Source organism: Bacillus sp. FSL E2-0195, assembly GCF_038003645.1.
Lineage (GTDB): Bacteria > Bacillota > Bacilli > Bacillales > Bacillaceae_G > Bacillus_A > Bacillus_A mycoides.
This window is the reverse complement of record NZ_JBBOPN010000001.1, coordinates 582042-605019: the sequence shown is the minus strand read 5'-3', so window position 1 is coordinate 605019 and position 22978 is coordinate 582042. Positions and strand designations below refer to the sequence as shown.

19 protein-coding genes are annotated in these 22978 nt (G+C 35.0%); 5 read left to right on the top strand and 14 right to left on the bottom strand.

Going from position 1 to position 22978, the window contains the following annotated elements:
- Positions 1–18 precede the first annotated feature (18 nt).
- The 3 genes from aspA to gloA2 form a co-directional block, all read right to left on the bottom strand.
- Positions 19–1452, bottom strand: coding sequence for an aspartate ammonia-lyase (aspA, locus tag MHH59_RS03075; protein ID WP_002010496.1), 1434 nt, complete (start codon positions 1450–1452; stop codon positions 19–21).
- A gap of 181 nt (positions 1453–1633) precedes the next feature.
- Entirely contained in the window at positions 1634–2932 is a 1299-nt protein-coding gene (locus MHH59_RS03070; RefSeq protein ID WP_340850814.1) for a hemolysin family protein, read from the bottom strand.
- A gap of 107 nt (positions 2933–3039) precedes the next feature.
- Positions 3040–3426 (bottom strand): SMU1112c/YaeR family gloxylase I-like metalloprotein, encoded by a 387-nt coding sequence (gloA2, locus tag MHH59_RS03065; protein WP_001017670.1) that lies wholly within the window; start codon positions 3424–3426, stop codon positions 3040–3042.
- Positions 3427–3517: 91 nt separating this feature from the next.
- Between gloA2 and MHH59_RS03060 the strand changes: the two genes are divergently transcribed.
- The 3 genes from MHH59_RS03060 (at position 3518) to MHH59_RS03050 (ending at position 7387) form a co-directional block, all read left to right on the top strand.
- Positions 3518–4696, top strand: coding sequence for a NupC/NupG family nucleoside CNT transporter (locus MHH59_RS03060; protein WP_000668860.1), 1179 nt, complete (start codon positions 3518–3520; stop codon positions 4694–4696).
- 186 nt (positions 4697–4882) lie between these two features.
- Entirely contained in the window at positions 4883–5899 is a 1017-nt protein-coding gene (locus MHH59_RS03055; protein ID WP_002029713.1) for an LCP family glycopolymer transferase, read from the top strand.
- Positions 5900–6133: 234 nt separating this feature from the next.
- Positions 6134–7387 (top strand): VanW family protein, encoded by a 1254-nt coding sequence (locus MHH59_RS03050; RefSeq protein WP_340850813.1) that lies wholly within the window; start codon positions 6134–6136, stop codon positions 7385–7387.
- A gap of 5 nt (positions 7388–7392) precedes the next feature.
- On the opposite strand, the gene MHH59_RS03045 is transcribed toward MHH59_RS03050, so the two are convergent.
- Positions 7393–7665, bottom strand: a complete 273-nt coding sequence (locus MHH59_RS03045; protein ID WP_002091014.1) for a hypothetical protein — start codon at positions 7663–7665, stop codon at positions 7393–7395.
- Between the two features lie 15 nt (positions 7666–7680).
- Positions 7681–8199: an RNase A-like domain-containing lipoprotein gene (locus MHH59_RS03040; protein ID WP_002125157.1), complete on the bottom strand. Its 519-nt coding sequence runs from the start codon at positions 8197–8199 to the stop codon at positions 7681–7683.
- A 399-nt stretch (positions 8200–8598) separates the two neighbouring features.
- On the opposite strand from MHH59_RS03040, the gene MHH59_RS03035 reads away from it, so the two are divergent.
- Positions 8599–9147, top strand: coding sequence for a TVP38/TMEM64 family protein (locus tag MHH59_RS03035; RefSeq protein WP_002125156.1), 549 nt, complete (start codon positions 8599–8601; stop codon positions 9145–9147).
- A 63-nt stretch (positions 9148–9210) separates the two neighbouring features.
- On the opposite strand, the gene MHH59_RS03030 is transcribed toward MHH59_RS03035, so the two are convergent.
- The 3 genes from MHH59_RS03030 to MHH59_RS03020 form a co-directional block, all read right to left on the bottom strand.
- Positions 9211–10911, bottom strand: a complete 1701-nt coding sequence (locus tag MHH59_RS03030) for a M4 family metallopeptidase (RefSeq protein ID WP_078178066.1) — start codon at positions 10909–10911, stop codon at positions 9211–9213.
- Positions 10912–11079: 168 nt separating this feature from the next.
- A complete protein-coding gene (nprX, locus tag MHH59_RS03025; protein ID WP_002174820.1) occupies positions 11080–11211 on the bottom strand; it encodes a quorum-signaling peptide NprX in 132 nt (43 codons plus the stop codon).
- A 2-nt stretch (positions 11212–11213) separates the two neighbouring features.
- On the bottom strand, positions 11214–12485 hold the full coding sequence (locus MHH59_RS03020) for a tetratricopeptide repeat protein (protein ID WP_016101848.1): 1272 nt from the start codon (positions 12483–12485) through the stop codon (positions 11214–11216).
- A gap of 199 nt (positions 12486–12684) precedes the next feature.
- Here MHH59_RS03020 and MHH59_RS03015 point away from each other — a divergent pair, with 199 nt between their 5' ends.
- Positions 12685–14148, top strand: a complete 1464-nt coding sequence (locus MHH59_RS03015) for a nicotinate phosphoribosyltransferase (RefSeq protein WP_340850812.1) — start codon at positions 12685–12687, stop codon at positions 14146–14148.
- A gap of 223 nt (positions 14149–14371) precedes the next feature.
- Here the strand turns inward: MHH59_RS03015 and MHH59_RS03010 are convergent, their stop codons facing one another.
- From MHH59_RS03010 to MHH59_RS02985, 6 genes are all read right to left on the bottom strand, one after another.
- Positions 14372–16732: a heavy metal translocating P-type ATPase gene (locus tag MHH59_RS03010; protein WP_078178068.1), complete on the bottom strand. Its 2361-nt coding sequence runs from the start codon at positions 16730–16732 to the stop codon at positions 14372–14374.
- 20 nt (positions 16733–16752) lie between these two features.
- The gene (locus MHH59_RS03005) at positions 16753–17130 is read right to left on the bottom strand and encodes an ArsR/SmtB family transcription factor (protein ID WP_002010461.1); all 378 of its coding nucleotides are present in this window, start codon (positions 17128–17130) and stop codon (positions 16753–16755) included.
- 209 nt (positions 17131–17339) lie between these two features.
- Positions 17340–17891: a class I SAM-dependent methyltransferase gene (locus MHH59_RS03000; protein WP_002134328.1), complete on the bottom strand. Its 552-nt coding sequence runs from the start codon at positions 17889–17891 to the stop codon at positions 17340–17342.
- A gap of 126 nt (positions 17892–18017) precedes the next feature.
- On the bottom strand, positions 18018–19433 hold the full coding sequence (locus MHH59_RS02995; protein WP_340850811.1) for an amino acid permease: 1416 nt from the start codon (positions 19431–19433) through the stop codon (positions 18018–18020).
- Between the two features lie 103 nt (positions 19434–19536).
- Positions 19537–20670 (bottom strand): alanine dehydrogenase, encoded by a 1134-nt coding sequence (ald, locus tag MHH59_RS02990; protein WP_002010453.1) that lies wholly within the window; start codon positions 20668–20670, stop codon positions 19537–19539.
- Between the two features lie 369 nt (positions 20671–21039).
- A complete protein-coding gene (locus MHH59_RS02985; protein ID WP_078178069.1) occupies positions 21040–22911 on the bottom strand; it encodes a glycerophosphoryl diester phosphodiesterase membrane domain-containing protein in 1872 nt (623 codons plus the stop codon).
- Between the last annotated feature and the right edge of the window lie 67 nt (positions 22912–22978).

Here is a 22978-nt window from a genome sequence, read left to right as displayed (position 1 = left end):
GGATCGGTGCTTTTTACATTACATTTTTTTATTCTTTAATAAAGAAGCACCAGCAATTTCAGGATGCGTCATTTCATATGGATCCAAAATAATATCAAGCTCTTCTGCTGTAAGTACACCATGTTCTAAACATAGCTCCCTAACAGATTTTCCTGTCGCAATTGCTTCACGTGCAATGCGAGAAGCTGCTTCATAACCAATATGAGGATTCACTGCTGTAATAACTCCAACACTTTTTTCAACATATTGCTTAAGCAACTCTTCATTCGCTGTAATTCCTTTAATACAATATTCACGAAATACACGGAATCCATTGTTCATAATACTGATGGATTGAATTAAATTAAATACTAATACCGGTTCCATTACATTTAACTCTAATTGGCCAGCTTCTGACGCTAAGCAAATTGTATGATCATTTCCAATTACTTGGAAAGCAACTTGGTTAATTACTTCTGCCATAACTGGATTTACTTTACCCGGCATAATAGATGAACCTGGTTGACGAGCTGGTAATTGAATTTCCGCCAACCCAACACGTGGACCAGACGCCATAATACGAAGGTCATTTGCAATTTTAGACATATTCATCATACATACTTTTAGTGCTGCAGATACTTCTGTATATGCATCTGTGTTTTGCGTCGCATCAACTAAGTGCTCTGCACCAACAAGAGGGAAACCACTAAAAGTTCGTAAATGCTTCACAACTTGTTCTATATAAGTAGGGTTTGCATTTAATCCCGTACCAACAGCTGTCGCACCCATATTAACTTCGTATAAATGTTGACGAGACTGTTTAATTCTTTTTATATCACGCTCTAGCACTCTGCTATATGCTTCAAATTCTTGCCCAAGGCGAATTGGAACTGCATCTTGCAAATGCGTACGCCCCATTTTAATAACGTGATCAAACTCTTTTGCTTTATCATGAAAAGCAGAGTGAAGTTCTTCCATTGTAACAAGAAGTTCTTCCAGCATCATAAGAGTTGCTATATGAATCCCAGTTGGGAACGCATCATTTGTTGATTGGGCCATGTTCACATGAGTGTTTGGGCTAATTTTCGCATATTCACCTTTTTCGTATCCCATACGTTCCAAGGCTCTATTTGCAATTACTTCATTAGTATTCATATTAATTGAAGTACCTGCTCCGCCTTGAATCGGGTCTACGATAAATTGATCATGGAACTTTCCATCAACAATCTCTTGTGCCGCTTCTGCAATTTCTTGTCCGATATCTTTAGCTAAGTAACCTGTATCTATATTCGCAAGCGCTGCCGCTTTTTTTACAATTGCCATTGCCGTAATGAGTGACGGATGAATGCGGTATCCTGTAATAGGAAAGTTTTCTACGGCACGTAATGTTTGTACACCATAATAAGCTACACTCGGTACTTCCTTTTCACCTAAAAAATCTTTTTCTATACGTATATCCTTCGTTGCTATCATTTTTCATCACCTATACTTTTCATTCTAAATCCTTATCTAAAGAATTCGCCCTATAAAATACGAGTATCATTAAATGAATTCTTCAGTATCCACTTTCACTATATAGCACCTTTTTTGAAAGCGCAAACATTTATTTTTCTATATATACTTTTTATTAAAGTTTATATAATAGAAAATCCATTCATTCTTCTACTTTCTTTATTTCAACTCGCTTAATTTGATGCATATCCTTTTCAAGAACTTTAAAAGAAAAGCCGTGTTTTTCAGTAATATCTCCTTCAGCAACGATTTGCTTTTGTACCATAATCCAGCCACCAATTGTATCTACATCATCAGCGATTAAGTGTATGCCAAATAAATCATTTACTTCACTAATAAGCACTTTTCCCTCTACGATTTTACACCCTTCACTTATATGCTCTATAGGCGGGTGTTCATCTTCATCGTATTCATCTCGGATTTCTCCAACAATTTCTTCTAAAATATCTTCTAGTGTAACGATCCCCGCTGTACCACCATATTCATCATATAATACAGCTAATGGAATTCGTTTTCTTTGCATTTGTAATAGCAAATCATGAATAGGGATATTTTCTAACACTTCAATAACTGGCCTTGTATATGGCGTAATCGAGCACCCCTCTTCTCGATTACCATCCATATAACGAATAAATAAATCCTTTACATTAACCATCCCAATAATTTCATCTTTATCTTCACCAAATACGGGATATCTCGTGTACTTTTCTTGTGCGATTATTTTAATATGTGTTTCAAATGGTTCGTCCTCATATAAACCTACAACTTCCGTACGAGGTACCATAATTTCCTTTGCGACTCTATTATCGAATTCAAAAATATTATTTACATATTTAAATTCCCTTTGATTAATCTCTCCACTCTCATAACTCTCAGATAAGATTAATCGTAATTCTTCCTCCGAATGAGCTACTTCATGTTCAGAAGCCGGATGTAATCCGAATACCCCTGTTACAAGCCTTGCAGAACCATTTAAAGCCCAAATAAACGGATACATTACTCGGTAAAAGTAAATAATTGGCTTCGATAATAATAAGCTAACTTGCTCTGCCCTTTGTATAGCGAGCGTCTTCGGAGCAAGTTCACCAATGACAACATGTAAAAACGTAATAACTGCAAAGGCAATAATAAATGAAACTGTACTTGCAATTGCAGGAGATAGGTGTAGTTTTAAAAACAACGGCTCGAGTATATGTTTTATAGTGGGCTCTCCTAACCACCCAAGCCCTAAAGCAGTAATTGTAATACCTAACTGACATGCTGATAAATACTCATCTAAATTCGAAGTTACTTTTTTAGCTGCCAATGCTCCTCGTCGTTTTTCACTAACGAGTTGATCAATACGACTGCTACGCACCTTAATAATTGCAAACTCAACAGCCACAAAAAATGCTGTTAACGCAATAAGGATGGCTACCATCAGTAATTTTAAAATATCCACATATGTCCTTTAGCTTTCTTAGCTAAAGTTACACCTCCTTTAAAAAAGAAGTTTCACTTTAGTTTCTTCATTTATTTGAAAGCAACCCTATATAAAATTCACCAATTTCAAGCCTCATACAATTCTAAAGGCAAGCCATCAGGATCTTGGAAAAAGACAAATTTTTTATCCGTAATTTCATCCATACGTATCGCTTCAGTCTCCACACCGCATTGTTTTAAATGGTTTACAGCTTCTTCTATATTTGTAACAGCAAATGCTAAATGTCTAAGTCCAGCTGCTTCTGGAAAACTTGGGCGCTCAGGTGGACTAGGAAATGAAAATAATTCAATTTGATACTCTTCCCCTACACATAAATCTAACTTATAAGAATCTCGTTCTTTTCTATATACTTCATTTATCGCTTTAAAACCTAATATCCGAGTATAAAAATCCTTTGACAGTTCATAATTCGAACAAATAATTGCAACGTGGTGCACTCTACATATATTCATGCTCTCGCTATTCCTTTCTTTACCAAAGATGCATATTCTCCCTTGAAATGAAAAACATATATAGCAGAATATCTCTTTTAGGGGGCTTACTATGAAATTTATTACTTTTTTCGTGGGACTTATCGTTGTTTTCTTCCTTGCTTATATTGCTAGCAACAATAAGAAACATATTAAATTTAAACCAATTTTTATCATGCTTATTATACAATTAATTTTAACCTATTTATTATTAAATACAGAAATTGGTCTCATACTTATTACGGTAATTTCTAGCCTGTTTACGAGGCTACTTGAGTATGCTGCCAGTGGTATAAACTTTGTATTTGGCGGTCTTGCAAATAAAGGGGAAATGCCATTTTTCCTTAACGTATTATTACCGATTGTCTTTATCTCCGTCTTAATTGGTATATTACAACATTTCAAAATACTACCATTCTTTATTCGTTGGATTGGTTTCTTTCTTAGTAAAATAAACGGTCTTGGGAAATTAGAATCTTACAACGCCATCGCTTCCGCTATTGTCGGCCAATCAGAAGTTTTTATTACGGTTAAAAAACAATTAGCCCAAATTCCAAAACATCGACTATATACACTTTGCGCCTCTGCTATGTCAACAGTATCTATGTCCATTGTCGGTGCCTATATGACAATGATTGAACCAAAATATGTAGTAACCGCACTCGTTCTCAATTTATTTAGTGGTTTTATTATCGTACTCATTATTAACCCTTACGACGTTAACGATGATGAAGACATTTTGGTAATAAAAGGGGAAAAACAAAGTTTCTTTGAAATGCTTGGAGAATACATTCTTGATGGTTTTCGTGTAGCAATTGTCGTCGGTGCTATGCTCATTGGATTCGTCGCATTAATGAGTTGCATTAATGACCTATTCCTCATTATATTCGGCATTACTTTCCAACAATTAATAGGCTATGTATTCGCCCCTATTGCATTTCTTATCGGCGTACCAAGTTCTGAAATTGTCACAGCGGGTAGCATTATGGCAACAAAGCTTGTAACAAATGAATTTGTAGCAATGATGGATCTTAGTAAAATTTCCAGCACTCTCTCTATCCGTACAGTTGGTATTATTTCTGTCTTCCTCGTTTCTTTTGCCAACTTTTCTTCCATTGGAATTATTTCCGGTGCGGTAAAAGGGTTAAACGAAGAACAAGGAAATGTTGTTGCCCGCTTCGGCCTAAAATTACTATACGGCGCTACTCTTGTTAGTATTTTATCTGCGATTATTGTAAGTATTATGCTTTAATTAGGTAAAATTTTATCATTTTCTTATCCCTGTCTTTTGTATACAATAACGAATAGATGTCTTATAAATAATCAATACATCTATTTTTTATACATGTACAATACCTTTTATTTAGCGTAAAATATTTTTTATGTGTTTTAATACGCTTCTAAATGTATACACTTTGATTGTTTTAAAGGAGAAAAAATGATGAAATCCGACATTAACAACGAAACTCGAGCCAAAAAAGGACGCTCAAAGAAAAAGCGCCTACTTTGGTTCATTCTTATTCCCTTACTTATTGTAGCAATGGGAGCAGGAGGCTATTCCTTCCATATATACAGTAAAGCAAAATCCGTCTTAAGCAACGCTTATTCTGAACTCGGCCGAGGAGATAAATCCAGCAAACGTGAAAAAGCTGTTAAACCTATGACTGATAATATTTCTGTCCTGATCATGGGTGTTGATGAAAGTGATATCAGGGAAAAAGGTTACGGAAAAGCGACTCGTACAGATGCATTACTACTTGCAACAATTAATAAAAATGATAAATCTGTTAAACTAGTCAGCATTCCACGTGATTCACGCGTCTTCATTAAATCACGTGATAAATATGATAAAATTACACATGCACATGTATTTGGTGGTGTAGACAGCACAATTGATACAGTAGAAAAATTTTTAGATGTACCAGTTGATTACTATGTAAAGTTTAATTTCAAATCCTTTATCAAGATTGTTGATTCTCTAGGTGGTATAACTGTCGACGTTCCAGTTGAGTTCACAGAACAAAATAGTAGCGACGAAGCAGATGCAATTCACCTAAAAAAAGGGCGTCAACATTTAAATGGAGAAGAAGCACTTGCACTAGCTAGAACGCGTCATATTGATAGTGATTATATGCGTGGTCAACGACAACAACTTGTTTTAGAGGCTATTGCTGAAAAAGCCCTATCTCTCAATTCCATTAATAAAATCGGAAGCCTATTAGATGCTGTCGATACAGACTTAAAAACAAATTTAACTTTTGATGATATGATGACTATTGCAAAAAATTCAATGGATTCAAATTTAAAAATGGATAAATTGCAAGTGGAAGGTACTGATAAATATATAGGTGGTATTTATTATTACGTTCCAAACGAAAAGAGTGTTAATGATATATCGACAACACTTCAAGAACATCTCGGTGTTACGAATAAAAATGAGCATAAAAAATTATAATAAAAAGGCTGCTAGATTTTTCTAAGCAGCCTTTTTATTATAATTTTCAACATATTTCTCATGCATATTGTGACAAAAAGAGACAATTATTACAGCAGTGTAACATTTTTTATGAAAACATTACACACGTAGTGAAAATAATAGTATACTAGGACGTACATAATGTTATTTTCATCATTTTTATACAAAAAATGTAATACATATATTTATAAAAATTTTTCTGGGGGGAAATAAATGAAGCTAAGCAAAATACTGATTGGTTCCGCTATTGCTGGTGGCATATTACTTTGTGTTGGTGGTATTGGTGGATATCAATATGTATCCAAATTAAATAATCAACTAAATACAACTGCACTACCAAACACTACATTTGAAGGTATTTCTCTTGATGGAAAAAATAAAGCAGATATTCAAGCCCTTGTTAATCAAAAGATGAATGAATTAAATCAAAAATCTCTTAACTACGTATTCCAAAATGATAAGCAAAATTACACGTGGAAAGATTTAGGAGTAGATTATAAAGAGAGGGATATTGTCGACAATATCTTTAAAGAACAAGAAGGGAACGTAATGAATCGTTACAACATGCGTAAGCAAGCTGAAAACGGTGAAGTAAAACGTGACTATAAATTAACACCACAATTAAATACAACAACTTATGAAACCTTTATAAAGGATAAATATAATGAAACATTAAAAAATCCTGTCAACGCCGAATTAAGTGTTGAAGGCTCCACAGTAAATATTAGCCAAAGTCAAAATGGAGAAAAAATTGATAAAGGAAAATTAACCGATTTAACAAGCGCAGCTATTACTTCTGGCACACCCGATGTTGTATTACCAGTTACACTAATAAAACCTGAACGTTCTACAGAAGATATACAACAAATGGGGATTAAAGAAGTGATTGCTGAATATTCTACCCCAATGGCTGGCCGTAATGGAAATCAATCCTATAACGTAAATAAGTCAGCTAATACGTTAAGTGGAGTTATTGTAGCACCTGATGAAACGTTTAGTTTTAATGGCCGTGTTGGCGTAACTGATGCTGCACATGGTTATAAATCCGCAGCAGTATATTCACAAGGTAAAGTTATACAAAGTGCAGGCGGAGGCGTTTGCCAAGTAAGTAGTACTTTATACAGCGCAGCTTTAAGGGCAGATTTAGGAATTGTTTCTCGAAGCAATCATTCTATGCCCGTAAATTATTTACCACTTGGGCAGGATGCAGCAGTGGCAGATTATGGTCCGGATTTAAAATTTAAAAACAATACAGGTAAGCATATTTACATTCAAGCATTTTCAAATGGCGGTAGTATTACTACACGTATTTTCGGTACAAATACTGGTAAAAATGTTGAAGTTTCTTCTCAAGTAATTAGTAATACTGGTGATAAAATAACAGCGGTTACGTATAAAAAAGTAACACAAAACGGTGAAGTACTCTCAAATGGACAAATTTCAAAAAGCGTATACAAAAAGGCGTGATCTACTCACGCCTTTTTCTTTTGCAATAATAGTAAAAAAATTTCCAGATGATCTTTCGTTTCTTCTAAAGACCACACACGATTGCCTTGCTTCGCAGCTAATACGCACGCTTCTTCCCACGCGTTCTTTTTCTTCATATTTACTAATTCATCGCGTAATTTCAAAACAATCTCTTCGTCCTCTTGCTCTATAAACTCTTCCATTACGCTTACTATTTCATCCTCATGAATACTTAACGTACAGTACGATTTAAGAAAGTATTGTAATGTTGGATACATATATACTCCCCCCCTTTATTTATCTGATGGATAAGAAGTAATAATCTTAAATCCTAGATTTCCTGATTTATCTCTCGCTAAAACAGTAACAGTCTTTACTAGTTTGTCTTTTACATTCATATTTTTCTTTATTACTGTTTTTCCAACTGGGAATGAATGAGTTGTATTCAATACAAGACGAGCCTCTTTAGAGTTTTTCAACCAATCCTGAATTTCTTTATCATGTTGTTTTAAACTATCTTTCACAGCCTTTGTCGCTGTTTCCTTATCATAGTATGTACTTGCCGCTGAAACTTTATCTGTCTTCAAACGATTCTTCAAATCCTCTTCTGATTTGCCTACATGCCTTTCAATCGTATGACCATTTTTAGGTGGCCCTTCCATTTCATCTAAAATATTATCACTAATTTTTTCTACTGATGTAGAATGATCCTCTTTTGGTTTTTCTGTTTTTTGTTCTTTTCCTGCACATCCACTTAAAATCAGCATTAGTGCCAATAAACTACTCAAGAAAAGACTACTTAATCGTTTCATCGTATCACCTCTTCCATGATTATTATCGTAACTCCACTAAAAGTCAATTTCACAAAGAAAAAATGTATACAGTTTTAAAATCCTCATTCATTTTGCTATATTTTCCACCCCCCTTTCATCAAATCACTGTTTTTCGCCCTTTTTAAAATATACCCCCATGTTTTTATAATTATTTCCCAGATGAAAACACCAATCAAAACACTCCATAAACCCTTTAAATACAGGATTTATGGAGTGTTTTTTAAACAAACTAAATATACCCCTACTTTCATATACCTAATACCTATATAAGGTATACAAATCGCTTTCTATCAACTGTTTTCTACATTATGTAAATTTGCACTTGCCTATACAATGTAAATATGGTGTAATGCAAAAAAAGATAAAGGATTTTAAAGAATGGCTGAAACAATTCAAAACTTCTTAACAGACTATTATTCAATCGCAATTCCACTTAGTATCTTAATCAACATCATCATCAGTCTTTTAGGTTTTATCCCTAGTATTTTTTTGACCGCCATTAATATACAGCTCTTCGGTGTAACAAATGGCACAATCATTTCGATCGCAGGTGAGGCATTAGGGGCTATTATCTCGTTTTATATTTATCGTATAGGCCTTCAAAAGTTCACTCACGATAAAGTAAATACGTATCCAAAGGTAGAACGCCTTCTTTACGTAGAAGGCAGAGAGGCATTTCTACTCGTCCTATCTTTTCGTTTTATTCCTTTCATTCCGTCCAGTATCGTTACTTTATTTGCAGCTCTAGGCAAAATGTCATTACTCTCTTTCAGTATTGCCAGCACAATAGGGAAAATACCGGCTTTATTGATTGAAGTATATTCTGCATATCATGTCATTAACGGAACAAATGAAGCGAAATGGATTATTACAATCGCAGGTTGTGTTGGATTATTTTATTTGTGGAAAAAATGGAGAAAAAAATAAAGAAGGAGCATAGGCTCCTTCTTTATTTTTGAGGTATTTTATTAATAACTATCCCTTAAAGCCTTAGTTTACACCAACAGCACTAAATGATTGCTTAACTGCTGCTACTTCTGCAGAGCTAGCACCATATAAATCAGCTGCAGCTTGTACTGCACCAGCACGAGCTTGACTAAATGTAGTAGATTGCGTGAAATACTGTGTATTTGCACGGTAGTAAATCGCACCTAATTTATCTTTACCGATACCAGTTACAGTTACACCAGAATGCGTACCACCATTTGCTAATAAATAAGCTTGTTTGTTAATAATACCACTGTTTGTATGAACGCCACCGTTATCACTTGAACCAGTGTAACGCTTAGAATAATGGTCTGGGTCACCATATTTCGCTGGATCACTCATAGAACGAAGTGCATCTCCCGCCTGACCAGGTGTATAAATATCTTCACCAATCTCCCAATCTGGGTTACGGTTATCATAGAATTCTACTAAAGTACCAAAAATATCAGAAATTGCTTCATTTAACGCTCCTGATTCATTTTGATAAATTAAATCCGAGCTATTTTCCGTAACAGCATGTGTTAATTCATGGCCAATTACATCAATGCCACCAGATAATGAAGTGAATGTTACACCATCACCATCTCCGTATACCATTTGTGAGCCGTTCCAGAATGCATTATTATACTTACTTCCGTAATGAACTGTTGATTTTAATGGTGCTCCTGCATCATTAATAGAGTTTCTGTTAAATGTAGCTTTATAGTAATCATATGTTTTACCTGCATAGTAATGAGCATCTACTGCCGCTGCATCATACGCTGCATTGAAAACATTATCTGCATCTGCCCATAATGTTCCTGGTAATGTTGAGCGGTTTTTCGCATCATATGTGAAAATTGTTGCTCCGCGCGTATTATCTTGTAAATAGTAAGACGATCCAGATAACGTTGTATTAAGCGATTTCGTATCTCCTAATACACCTTTACCAGTTCCAACTTTATTCGTCCCTGTTACAGGCTTTACAACCGCTTTCGCTTCCTGTTTAGGAGCATCTTGTTTAACTGGGGACTTATCATCATTTGTTACATGATCAATTGTATTAAACTTATTTAATACTTTACCGCTTTCCGCCTCAATGAAATAGTAGTAATTTCCTGGGCTTGGATCTAAGAAGTTTAAATTCACAACATATGCATATGTCGTTTCTTCACCGTTTTGATATACATATAAGTCCGCTTTTGGTTCTACCTCATATTTAGGTGTTACTCCTAAATCTTGCTGCGCGATTTCAATTGCTTTTGCGCCTTCAATCTTATTTTTGTTTTTTAACTTTTCCTTTTTGTCTAAATCAGGCGCAACTGTTCCAGACAATACCTTTAAAGAACCATCTTTACTTACGTGAGCTACTTGAGTAGATCCCCATACAGGTACTCCCTCGTAAACTTGTTGCATACGTACTACTGTTGAATCAGTTACAGCGTCTTTTTTCACTTGTTTCACTTTGAAAGAATCTTGCGCACTCTTTTCCCCTAACTTATAATCACCTTTTGCCGCGTTTAAGTAATCAAACACAACAGATTCCGCTTTCTTACCAGTCGCTCCAGTTAGATCACCAGAAATAAACTCAGGTGACTGTACCGTCTCATTGTACTTCTTAGTAGAGAGTACATTTTTAGAATCCGCAAATGCAGAGCCTGTCCCTCCGAACGTAGTAACTGCCATTCCTGCCGCTAACACTAACGCTAAACTCTTCTTTTTCATCTAACATTCCCCCTAATAAAAAATTTTTGAAAAAGAGTAGTTTCATATTATCATTATGTTTCCACTATTAATATACTAAAAATTCAAATAATTGTTTTCTCAAGTTTTGTAGAATTTTCGGGAGCAAATATTGAGAAACCCCTTTCCGTTTGGAAAGGGGTTTTTTGGTTATGAATTAATTTGTTGAACCGTTTTAGCTTGTTGACCAACGATATCAGGTTTACTACTATACTGATGTATTCCTCCAGCAACTGTAAGAGTTACTATAAACGCCAATACTCCAAATACCATCTTTTTCATTTTCACTCCTCCTTATTATCATTCATCAAATCAATAACTAACCTATAATATCGATTACTTTCCTCAAATCTCGATAAACTAGCGAAATGTTCTGCGAGTTCAACGTATACTTTCTTTAATTCTATTTTATTTCCCGCAGATTTATACAAAGGAATAGCCTCATTTTCCAAAAATACTTTATAATCTTTTGCTTCTTCAAAATGTTTATATCTAAGAATTAAAAGCAAATATAACTTTGCATTAAATCTCTCTTCTTGTTTTGCTGCAACAATTCCCTTATCAATCCATTCCTTTGCCTCTTCTAATTCTTCTAATTTAATGCATACTAATGCCAGTTCATATATTGTATCTAGATAGTTTAAATCTACTTGTTTTTGAAGTTGCAGACTATCCAAATAATATTTCTTCGCCTGCTGATATTTGCTTTTTTTATAATATATACTTCCCATATTGCTTAAAGTAATAGCTAAAAGTACATCCTTATCCGCAAAAGATGTGGCCTCCCTCAATATACTCTCATACATTCTTAAGGCCTCTTCATACTGACCTTTTTCTGTGTAACTTACTGCAATAAGTATCTGGCAATTAATTATATTTCTAAACTTATATTCACTACGAAATCCTTCTAATGCTATATTCACAAAATGAATTGCAAGGTGATGAATATCTAAATGAGTATATGCAAGCGCTATATTATAGTACATACCCGTTTCATGATACCCTTGTTCCTTGGCCATTACTTCTGTTTTTAATAAGTGGTCTAGTCCATCCTTCCATCTATACTGCAAACAGCACAATAACCCTCTACTGTACGTATATAATAACTTCTGAAATGGAGAATACTTTTTGTAGACTTTCTTTAATCTCTCTAATTCTTCTTCAATTGCAGATATATCCCTTTTCATAATTAAATAACGTGTATACAGCAGTTTATAATAATTTATAATTTCAAAATCCAACACATGCTTCATTTCACCTTGCAACTCTTCGTATATGCGCTCTACTTGTTGCTTGTCCAAATGAACTAATGCATTCAACCACTCGTCCAACTTCACCTTCACATCTTCTTCTACATCTCTCAAATCCGTCACAGCAATTTCTAGTCTTGTGCAGAGCAATTGTAGAATTTCTTCTGATGCTTCAATCTTTCCATTTTCGATCTTACTTAAGTATGAGACAGAACAAATGCCCTGACATAATTCTTCTTGTGTCATTTTTTGCTGTAGCCGTTTATAAAAAACTTGCTTGCCTATTTTTTCTAATGTTTGTTGCATTGTCCTCCTCCATTCTCATTACCCCCATTACTCTAATAATACATAAAATCTTGAGAAATATAAATTGATAAATGTAAATTTTCTAAAAAATATGCATTATTTCATTTTTTTCTCCCTTGACTTCAATCCCCTATTACTTCTTTGCTACGAAAGGGGGAAAATTGGTATACTATAACCAAATTGCGGAGGTGTTTTCACAATGAATCATTATAAAGACGATAGTTACGCCTTACATACAGATTTATATCAAATCAACATGGCTTATACATATTGGAAAGATGGTATTCATACTCGCCGTTCTGTTTTTGATCTATACTTTCGAAAGCTTCCATTCGAAAACGGCTATGCTGTTTTTGCTGGTCTTGAAAAAATTGTAGAGTACATAGAAAATTTCAGCTTTACCGAAAGTGACATCGCTTATTTAGCAGAGCTGCAATTTGAAGAAGACTTCCTTCATTATTTACAAAACATGAAATTTACTGGCACGATTCGTAGTATGCAAGAAGGCGAAGTTGTTTTTAATAACGAACCATTATTACGTGTTGATGCACCGCTTGGCGAGGCACAAATAATTGAAACTGCCCTCTTAAATATTGTAAATTACCAAACATTAATTGCTACAAAAGCTGCACGTATGAAGCACGCTGCAAATAATGATGAGCTTTTAGAGTTCGGTACAAGACGCGCTCATGAGTTTGATGCTGCCCTTTGGGGAACACGAGCTGCCTTTATTGGTGGGTTTTCATCTACAAGTAACGTTCGCGCAGGGAAACGCTTTGGCATCCCTGTAGCTGGCACACATGCCCATTCTTTCGTTCAAGCATATCGCGATGAATATGTTGCATTTAAAAAATATGCTGAAACACATAAAAAATGTGTATTTCTTGTCGATACATACGACACATTAAAATCTGGTGTTCCAAATGCGATTCGTGTTGCAAAAGAGTTCAGGGATCGTATCGATTTTTATGGCATTCGCCTTGATAGTGGTGATATGGCATATTTATCAAAGGAGGCCAGAAAACAACTTGATGCAGCTGGATTTACAAACACAAAAATTATCGCTTCTAGCGATTTAGATGAATATACGATTATGCACTTGAAATCTCAAGGGGCAAAAATTGATGTATGGGGTGTTGGTACAAAGCTGATTACATCCTTTGAGCAGCCAGCATTAGGGGCCGTTTATAAACTAGTCGCTATTGAAGATACTGACGGAAAATTAAATGATACGATTAAGATTTCATCTAATCCTGAAAAAATTACAACCCCAGGACTTAAACGAATTTATCGTATTATTAACCGTGTTAACGATCATGCAGAGGGCGATTATATTGCTTTAGAGTCAGAAGAACCCGGAAAAGAAGAGCGTTTAAAAATGTTTCATCCAGTTCATACATATATAAGTAAATTCGTAACAAGCTTTGAAGCACGCGAACTGCATCAAGATATTTTCATTAACGGTAACAGAGCGTATGAATTACCTAATATATTAGAGATTCAAAAGTATAATGAACGCAGCCTCTCACTATTTTGGGAAGAGTATATGCGAACTTTAAACCCAGAAGAGTACCCTGTCGATTTAAGCCAAGAATGTTGGGATCATAAAATGAATTATATTCAAACTGTTCGAGAACAAGTTGAAAAAAACATACAAAAATAAAGTGAAGCTTTAATCAGTGGGGTTTTGTCCCTCCCCCACTTCTCCATTTTTCAATATTATATAGATATTTGTAAAAAATATATTAAAATAATAAGAAGAATATTGTTTTTTGTAATTTTATATATTACATTATTCAAAAACAAAATAATATTTGATGTTATTTTCTTGAGTCAATTTCAACAAAATAACCAATAAAAAAGAGGACGCAATTGCGTCCTCTTTTTTATAAATCTTTTACTCGTAGTACACGCATTGCATTTAATACTGCAAGTAACGTCACACCAACATCTGAGAAGACTGCTTCCCACATTGTTGCAATACCAAAGGCGCCGAGTAATAACACTAACCCTTTTACCCCTAATGCAAATATAATATTTTGCCAGACAATACTACGTGTACGTTTTGCAATTTTTACAGCTGTCGCAATTTTTGAAGGCTCATCAGTCATAATAACGATGTCAGCAGCTTCAATTGCTGCATCTGATCCTAAACCGCCCATCGCAATACCAACGTCTGCCCTTGCTAGTACTGGCGTATCATTAATACCATCACCGACAAATGCAATCTTTTCTTTACCGCGTTTTGCTGCATCAATTTTTTCGATTTCTTCTACTTTTTGGTGTGGTAATAATTCGGCATGGACTTCATCTAAACCTAATTCTTTACCAACAGCTTCACCAACTGATTTTGCATCACCAGTTAACATGACTGTCTTCTTAATACCTAGTTCTTTTAACTTTTGAATTGCTTGTTTTGAATCCTCTTTTACCTCATCAGAGATAACAATATAACCTGCATATTTACCATCTACAGCAACATGAACTAGTGTACCTACTGTATTTGGTTGCTTAAATGTAATGTTTTCTTTTTTCATTAATTTAGCATTACCTGCGAAAATTTCTTTTCCTTGTACCTTTACAACCGTACCAAGACCTGAAATTTCACTATAGTCTTCAATACTATTTTCATCGATTGATTTTCCATATGCGTTTCGAATAGATTGTGCAATCGGATGATTTGAATATACTTCTGCAAATGCTGCATATTCTAATAGCTTTTCAGCTGTGATACCTTCACTAGGCTCCATCTTCGTAACTTTAAAGACACCTTTTGTTAATGTTCCTGTTTTATCAAAAACGATATATTTCACATCATTCAATGCTTCTAAATAGTTACTTCCTTTTACTAAGATACCACTTTTAGATGCCCCACCAATACCGCCAAAGAATCCAAGAGGAATCGATACAACGAGCGCACATGGACAAGAGATTACTAAGAACACTAAAGCTCTATAAATCCAATCGGAGAATGTAGCACCCTCTAAAATAAGTGGTGGAATAAATGCCATTATTGCTGCTGTTATAACTACAACAGGAGTATAATAACGTGCAAACTTCGTAATAAAGTTTTCTGTTGGCGCTTTTTTGCTACTTGCATTTTGTACTAAGTCTAAAATTTTCGATACAGTGGATTCACCGAACTCTTTTGTAACTTCGACAATTAATACACCATTTTGGTTTACAAAACCACTTAATACGTCATTACCAACTTCTACTTCCCTCGGTACAGACTCACCTGTTAACGCTGAAGTATCCATCATTGATGTTCCCTCAACTACTTTCCCGTCTAACGGTACTTTTTCACCTGGTTTTACGATAATATACTCACCAACTTGCACATCTTCTGGTGATACTTGTTTCGTTTCGTTTCCAACTTTCACATTCGCATAGTCAGGACGAATATCCATTAATGACGTAATTGATTTTCGAGAACGATTTACTGCAATACTTTGGAACAGTTCCCCTACTTGGTAAAATAGCATAACTGCTACCGCTTCTGGATATTGTTGAATCGCGAAAGCTCCTAAAGTTGCAATTGCCATTAAAAAGTTTTCATCGAACACTTGGCCGCGAGTTATGTTTCTCGCCGCTCTCCAAACGATATCTCCACCTATTAATAAATAAGCAAGGACGAATAATGGAATTGTTATCATTTGCGGTAATCCGGCTAATGCAGCAATTCCTGTCAAAATTCCACCGACTACTAATCGTCCTATCATCTTTTTCACATTTCCATCACCATGATCATGGCCATGGTCGTGTCCTTTTTCCTCTTCACGAACAACTTTTACATCAGGCTCTAACTTTTGAACAACATTTTTTATATTTTGTACAGTTGATTCAAGTTCTCGTTTATTTGCAACTTCTACTCGTAATTTCTTTGATACGAAATCAACAGTCGCTTCTGAAACCGTTGGCATTTCCTTTACCTTATTTTCAATCTTCATTGCACAATTTGCACAATCTAAGCCTTCTAATACAAATACTTCTTTTACTGATTTTGTTTTTTGCTCTTCTTGCACTTTAATATGCGGCTCTAATTTTGTAACAAGTCGCTTCGCTTCCGTAACAACTTGATTTTCTTTATTTTGCGGTGTTTCTAAAAGCATCGTTTTTGTTGCAAAGTTTACGGAACAAGATGTTACCCCTTCTATATTCCCAACACCTTTTTCAATTTTCATTGCACAATTTGCACAATCTAAACCTTCTAGCATAAGTTTCTTTTTCACTAATGCTTCTGCCATCGTTCTCCCTCCTCACTTTTTTATTCTTCCTCGTTTACGTGTTCAAACGCTTGCTCGAAGATATGAATTACGTGTTGATCAGCTAATGAGTAATAAACTACCTTTCCTTCTTTACGGTTCTTTACAAGCTTTGCTTGCTTTAATACACGAAGCTGATGTGAGATTGAAGATTGCGTCATTCCTAATAAATAAGCTAAATCACAAACACACATTTCAGCTTCAAATAATGCATGTAATATTCTCGTACGTGTGCGGTCACCTAATACTTTAAATAATTCTGCTACTTTACTTAAACTTTCATCAGTCGGAATTGTTTGTTTTACTTGATCCACGATTTCCTCGTGAATTACCGTTTGAGAACATGCTTCCTGTTGCGTTTCTACTTTATTTTCAGCCATCACAGCTCACCTCTTTATTTGAACATATGAACAATTATTCATATGTATTATACCTTTATTATATGAGCGTCCATTCATATGTGTCAATGAATTCTCATACATTTTTTAAAACATTTCGTTCACATTTCAAAATAAACATATAAATATTCTCCGCATCTATCATGCTCTCCATACAAAAAGGATACACGAAAACTACCGTGCATCCCTTCTTATTTATTAACTTTTACTGCATCCACAATTAACGAAGCAAATCCTAATTTACCATCTTGATTTCTATGATCAAAACGTTTCGATCGATAAATAAATCCACCGTTCTCTTCCCAATCACTATAATGAAACTGGCCATTCTCATCACAGTATTCTAAAAGCTTTACTTGAAAACCTGCTGCTTCAAACATAGATATAATCGTTTTGTAGTTATGTACAATTTTATGACTTGCAGCTGGATGATCTAACGGGCCAGGTCCTCCCACTTGCACACCACGCTGATACTCTTCATTTTGGAAAAATGCATCCGGCACTGCACAGCGAATATATCCACTATCTTCTAAAAACTCATAACAAACTTTAGCTGCTTCTATACCTTCTTCATACGATAAATGCTCCCATACGTGCTCAGCCAAAATTACTGATAAAGAATTAGGCTGAAATTTATTAAGCCACGTTTCTCTTTTTAATAAATGTAATTCTTTTTCATTCGTATGTAACCACCCTGGGTTATTATTATATCCCTCTGCTCCAACGACAACTTTCGTCTCCATCTTTCCACCCCTTCTTATATTCCGACATAAAAATTCGACAACATAACATTGGTCTCCTTTATTTCCCCAAAAGAAAAAGCCTTGCGCGCTCCCTAGACGCACAAGGCTTACTAACTTTATATCCCTTTAATTAGCTTTTTCTAAACCATCTTGCGAACTTCCATCGTCTTTTAAATGACTATGTTTTTTCGAATAAACAAAGTATACAACCACTCCGATTGCTAACCAAACACCGAAGTATATCCATGTTTTTAACGGTAGATTTACCATTAAGAATAGACAGCTTGCAACTGAAATAATCGGTAAGATTGGTACAAGTGGTACCATAAATCCACGTTGTAATTTCGGATGCGTTTTACGAAGAATGATGACAGTTACACCAACCATCGCAAATGTTAATAACGCTCCAATATTCGCTAAATTCGACAATTCTTTTAAATCGATAAATCCGGCAATTAAAGCACTACCAATTCCTGTTAACCAAACTGAAAATGTTGGTGCTTCTGTCTTCTTGTTAATTTTCGCAAAAGATTTTGGCAATAAACCGTCACGGCTCATAGCGAAGAATACACGTGTCGTAGCGTAGATGTATGCGAAAATTACAGCCATAATACCAATTACAGCTCCAATAGCGATTACACCAGCCACTTTATCTTGTCCTACAACTTCTAATACATAGGCCATCGCTTCAGGTACATCTAATTCCTTATAAGAAACCATACCTGTCATAACGAGACAAACTACAACATAAATGATTGTACAAATGACTAATGAAGCAATAATACCAATCGGCAAATCACGTTGTGGATTTTTCACTTCTTCAGCAGAAGTTGCTAATGCATCAAATCCTAAGAAAGCGAAGAATACTGCTGCTCCTCCGGCAAAGACTCCACTTAAGCCATACGGTGCAAATGGTATCCAGTTTTCTGGTTTCACGTAGAATACACCAACTGCAATGAATAAAACAACAATACCAATTTTAATTAATACCATTATGTTATTCACACGCTTACTTTCTTTTGTACCTCGCGATAATAACCAAGTTATCACCAACGTAACGATAACTGCGGGTAAGTTCACCATACCACCTTGCGATGGAATCGTTAACAACGCTTTTGGAATTTCAAGTCCCAATCCACTCACTAAATTATTGAAATAACCTGTCCATCCGCCAGCTACTGCGGCAGTCGTTACGACATATACGGATAGCAATGTCCATCCCATTAAATGGGCAACAAACTCACCAATTGTTGCATATGAATATGTGTACACACTACCTGAAACAGGAAGTGCAGATGCAACCTCTGCATAACATAAAGCTGCAAATCCACAAACAATTGCTGCAATCATAAATGAAAAAATAACTGCTGGACCAGCATCTCTTGCTGCTACTAATCCAGTTAATACTAGAACTCCTGTACCAATTATCGCACCAATCCCTAGCATTGTTAGGTCAAATGCCCCTAGCGTTTTCGTCAAAGTTTTACTTTTACTTTCCCCTAACAATTGCGTAACGGATTTCTTTTTAAATAGGTTGGCCACGATGAATGCCCCCTTTTACCAAGAAGAGCTAAGAGGTATTATCTCTTAGCTCTTATCATGTTGTTTTATATATTGTTCGATTTTGTTTTGTATAATGCTTCTATTAGCAAGATACTGTTTCTGCTTCTAATAATTCTTTAGCACCCTTGTACTCTACACCGTGAGCTTCTGCAACTGCTTCGAATGTTACATAGCCTTCTAATGTATTAATACCTTTTAATAATGCAGTGTTGCCTAGGCAAGCTTCTTTGTAGCCTTTGTTAGCAATTTGTACTGCATATGGTACTGTTACGTTTGTTAATGCAAGAGTTGATGTACGTGGAACCGCACCTGGCATGTTTGCAACTGCATAATGAACAACGCCGTGTTTTTCATAAGTTGGGTTATCATGAGTTGTAATACGGTCAGTTGTTTCGAAAATACCACCTTGGTCAATCGCGATATCTACAACAACAGAACCTTGTTCCATTGATTTAATCATTTCTTCTGTTACAAGTTTTGGAGCCTTTGCACCTGGGATTAATACTGCACCGATTACAAGATCAGATTCTTTTACAGCTTCTGCAATATTGTAAGGATTAGACATTAAAGTTTTTACTTGGTTTCCGAAAATGTCATCTAATTGACGAAGACGTTCTGCACTTAAGTCGATGATTGTTACATCCGCACCTAGTCCAACTGCAATTTTAGCAGCATTTGTACCAGCTTGTCCACCACCGATAATTGTTACTTTACCACGTTTAACTCCTGGAACACCTGCAAGTAAGATACCTTTACCGCCTTTGTTTTTCTCAAGGAATTGCGCACCGATTTGTGCAGCCATACGACCAGCTACTTCACTCATAGGTGCAAGTAATGGTAAAGAACGGTTTTCTAATTGTACTGTTTCATATGCGATAGCAACAACTTTCTTTTCAATTAACGCTTTTGTTAATTCTGGTTCTGGAGCTAAGTGTAAGTATGTGAATAAGATTAAACCTTCGCTGAAGTGTTTGTATTCGCTTTCAACTGGTTCCTTAACTTTCATAACCATTTCCATGTTCCAAGCTTCTTCAGCCGTATCAACAATTTTCGCTCCCGCTTCAACATACTGAGCATCTGTGAAACCAGATCCTACACCTGCGTCCTTTTGAATGAATACTTCGTGATTGTTACGAACTAAATGTACAACACCTGCTGGTGTCATTGCCACACGGTTTTCGTTGTTTTTAATTTCTGCTGGTACCCCAATACGCATAATGAAATGCCCCCTTATAATTAACAGAAAAAAGGAATTCTTTTTTCTTTTTTAAATAATTAATAACTTACGTCCTTATTCTAGCATAACTTAAAAGTTATGAAAACGCTAACATACTTTTTTTTTAAAGTTTATATATTTAGAATAGTGTAAATATATAAAACATTGATTTTATTGGGTTCTCCGTACCACTCCATCATCTATTACTCTATTTCTATTATATCCATTCAAAATGCATAGTAATTATTTATTATTTGACAATAATGTAACAATGTAAAAAAACTAAGCAATGACGTATACATATACACTTATTACTTTGTTCAATACTTTAGAAATATATTCTTTTCACAAAAAAACAGCTACTGGCATTTAGCCAGCAGCTGGATAACTTATAAATAACTTTGAAAATAGATCTTCTGTCGTCTCACTAATTTTATCAAACATATCACTTTCACGATCTTCTTGCTCTTTTAACATCTTAATTGTTTCACGTGCATCTTCAGGATAATCGGTAATGATACCATCTACGTTTAACTTATAATATCCCTTTAAACTTTCCATATCATTTACCGTCCATACGTAAATTGGCTTGTTTAACTTCCTTGCTTCTTTTACTAATTTCTTATTTAACATGTATTCTTCTGCTACATAAAAATCAGCCTTCACATTCTTTAAGTTAGCTCTACTCGCATACAGTATATATCCTACTTTTATATTTGGATTTGCACGTTTAAACTCTTTAATAAGCGGATAGTGTAACGTTTGAATGACACATTGCTTCTCAAATTCATTATCTTTAATCGCTTTTAATACTTTGTTTACGAAATCTTTTTCGCCACCATGAAGCTTCACTTCAATATTAAGTTTGATTTTTCCTTTTGCCAACTTAATGATCTCATCAAGTGTACTTATTTGTCCTGAAAAACCATCTTGACTAAGGGTAAGCTGTCTTAACTCCTCCATCGTTAAATCGGACACATGAACATTAGCATTAGCAAGACGTTTTAGCTTCAAATCATGTATAACTGCTAGTTCACCGTCTTTTGTTTGCAGTACATCAATTTCAGCGTAGTCTGCTTTGGCATCAATAGCCCCCTGCACAGCTTCTTTCGTATTCTCTACACCTTTTGAAATATAACCACGATGAGCCATAATAATTGGTTCTTTATATGAATTTGAAATAAACGTTACAATGAAGGCAACGACCATTCCGGCAGTAATAATTCCTACAATATATACACCAATAAATTTCCAACGATGTTTTTGGAAGAAACATTTATCTGCTTTTGTTTTCGAATAATCTAATCCTTCTTCTAATAAAACCTCTTCAACCGGAACCTTTTGTAAATACAATCGTGTTATTGCCATAATATAAAATGGCGTCACGATAAAACTAAATAAATACAATGTACTCGTTAAAAATACAGACATTGTTGATTCCGCTAATAATGCAAATGTTCCCTGTGGATTTGTAAATTCATACATGCCCCATAGACACAATAAATACATTCCAAAAAATACACCGTATACAATCCCTATTGAAATAAAAAATCCTACTAAAAAGAATAGTACTTTAAAAAAACTTTCTTTTACTAACGTTGCACTTTTACGTGCTGCTGTGCGAAACGGCTTTTGCTCTAAAACAACAATAGGTAGAACAAAAATCCAGCGAAGGTTCAAATACGCAACTACAGCAAAGAACGTGTAATAACCAACTTGTCCCATCGTTGTCTTAAACAGTTCTCCTGTAATAAAGTTAGGAATTTGAATTTGCGGAATTAATGCCGTTTCATATCCAATATTTAAAAGAGGTAACAATACGACAGCATATAAAATAAATCCTGGTAAGCAATATGTGAAAAGAGTAGGTAAATACGTTACGGTTTTATATAAAATCGGACGTAATTTCACCTTTTGTCTTTTATGAGCGAAGTACGAAATGATAATAAGCACCGCAAATTCCGTAAAGATAAGAAACAGTGCTAACAATGATAAAATTACGATTGCCAAAATGCCGTATGGTGTCTTTAAAAACGCTAATAATTCATCATTCGTCGCATTTGCATAACCACCAAAATACAATAACTTATTAAAAATGATCCCAAATAGCGGGACAAATACAATCGCTGCTAATAATTTATAAGTAAGTTGAAAGGTTAATACATTCCAAAAAGCAAATCTAACTGTTTGAAAGGAATGTCCCATTACTCCTGGTATAGATAGTCTTTTACGGTGTTGCATATATTCCTCCACATTCTAAAACGATATTTGAGATGGATTCCACATTTCCAATTTCAATCCATCTTTT

Coding starts and splice junctions, on each gene's coding strand:
- aspA (WP_002010496.1), bottom strand. CDS start 1,452: ATGATAGCAACGAAGGATATACGTATAGAAAAAGATTTTTTAGGTGAA.
- gloA2 (WP_001017670.1), bottom strand. CDS start 3,426: ATGAATATATGTAGAGTGCACCACGTTGCAATTATTTGTTCGAATTAT.
- MHH59_RS03060 (WP_000668860.1), top strand. CDS start 3,518: ATGAAATTTATTACTTTTTTCGTGGGACTTATCGTTGTTTTCTTCCTT.
- MHH59_RS03055 (WP_002029713.1), top strand. CDS start 4,883: ATGATGAAATCCGACATTAACAACGAAACTCGAGCCAAAAAAGGACGC.
- MHH59_RS03050 (WP_340850813.1), top strand. CDS start 6,134: ATGAAGCTAAGCAAAATACTGATTGGTTCCGCTATTGCTGGTGGCATA.
- MHH59_RS03045 (WP_002091014.1), bottom strand. CDS start 7,665: ATGTATCCAACATTACAATACTTTCTTAAATCGTACTGTACGTTAAGT.
- MHH59_RS03040 (WP_002125157.1), bottom strand. CDS start 8,199: ATGAAACGATTAAGTAGTCTTTTCTTGAGTAGTTTATTGGCACTAATG.
- MHH59_RS03035 (WP_002125156.1), top strand. CDS start 8,599: ATGGCTGAAACAATTCAAAACTTCTTAACAGACTATTATTCAATCGCA.
- MHH59_RS03030 (WP_078178066.1), bottom strand. CDS start 10,911: ATGAAAAAGAAGAGTTTAGCGTTAGTGTTAGCGGCAGGAATGGCAGTT.
- nprX (WP_002174820.1), bottom strand. CDS start 11,211: ATGAAAAAGATGGTATTTGGAGTATTGGCGTTTATAGTAACTCTTACA.
- MHH59_RS03020 (WP_016101848.1), bottom strand. CDS start 12,485: ATGCAACAAACATTAGAAAAAATAGGCAAGCAAGTTTTTTATAAACGG.
- MHH59_RS03015 (WP_340850812.1), top strand. CDS start 12,685: ATGAATCATTATAAAGACGATAGTTACGCCTTACATACAGATTTATAT.
- MHH59_RS03010 (WP_078178068.1), bottom strand. CDS start 16,732: ATGGCAGAAGCATTAGTGAAAAAGAAACTTATGCTAGAAGGTTTAGAT.
- MHH59_RS03005 (WP_002010461.1), bottom strand. CDS start 17,130: ATGGCTGAAAATAAAGTAGAAACGCAACAGGAAGCATGTTCTCAAACG.
- MHH59_RS03000 (WP_002134328.1), bottom strand. CDS start 17,891: ATGGAGACGAAAGTTGTCGTTGGAGCAGAGGGATATAATAATAACCCA.
- ald (WP_002010453.1), bottom strand. CDS start 20,670: ATGCGTATTGGGGTACCAGCAGAAATTAAAAACAACGAAAACCGTGTG.
- MHH59_RS02985 (WP_078178069.1), bottom strand. CDS start 22,911: ATGCAACACCGTAAAAGACTATCTATACCAGGAGTAATGGGACATTCC.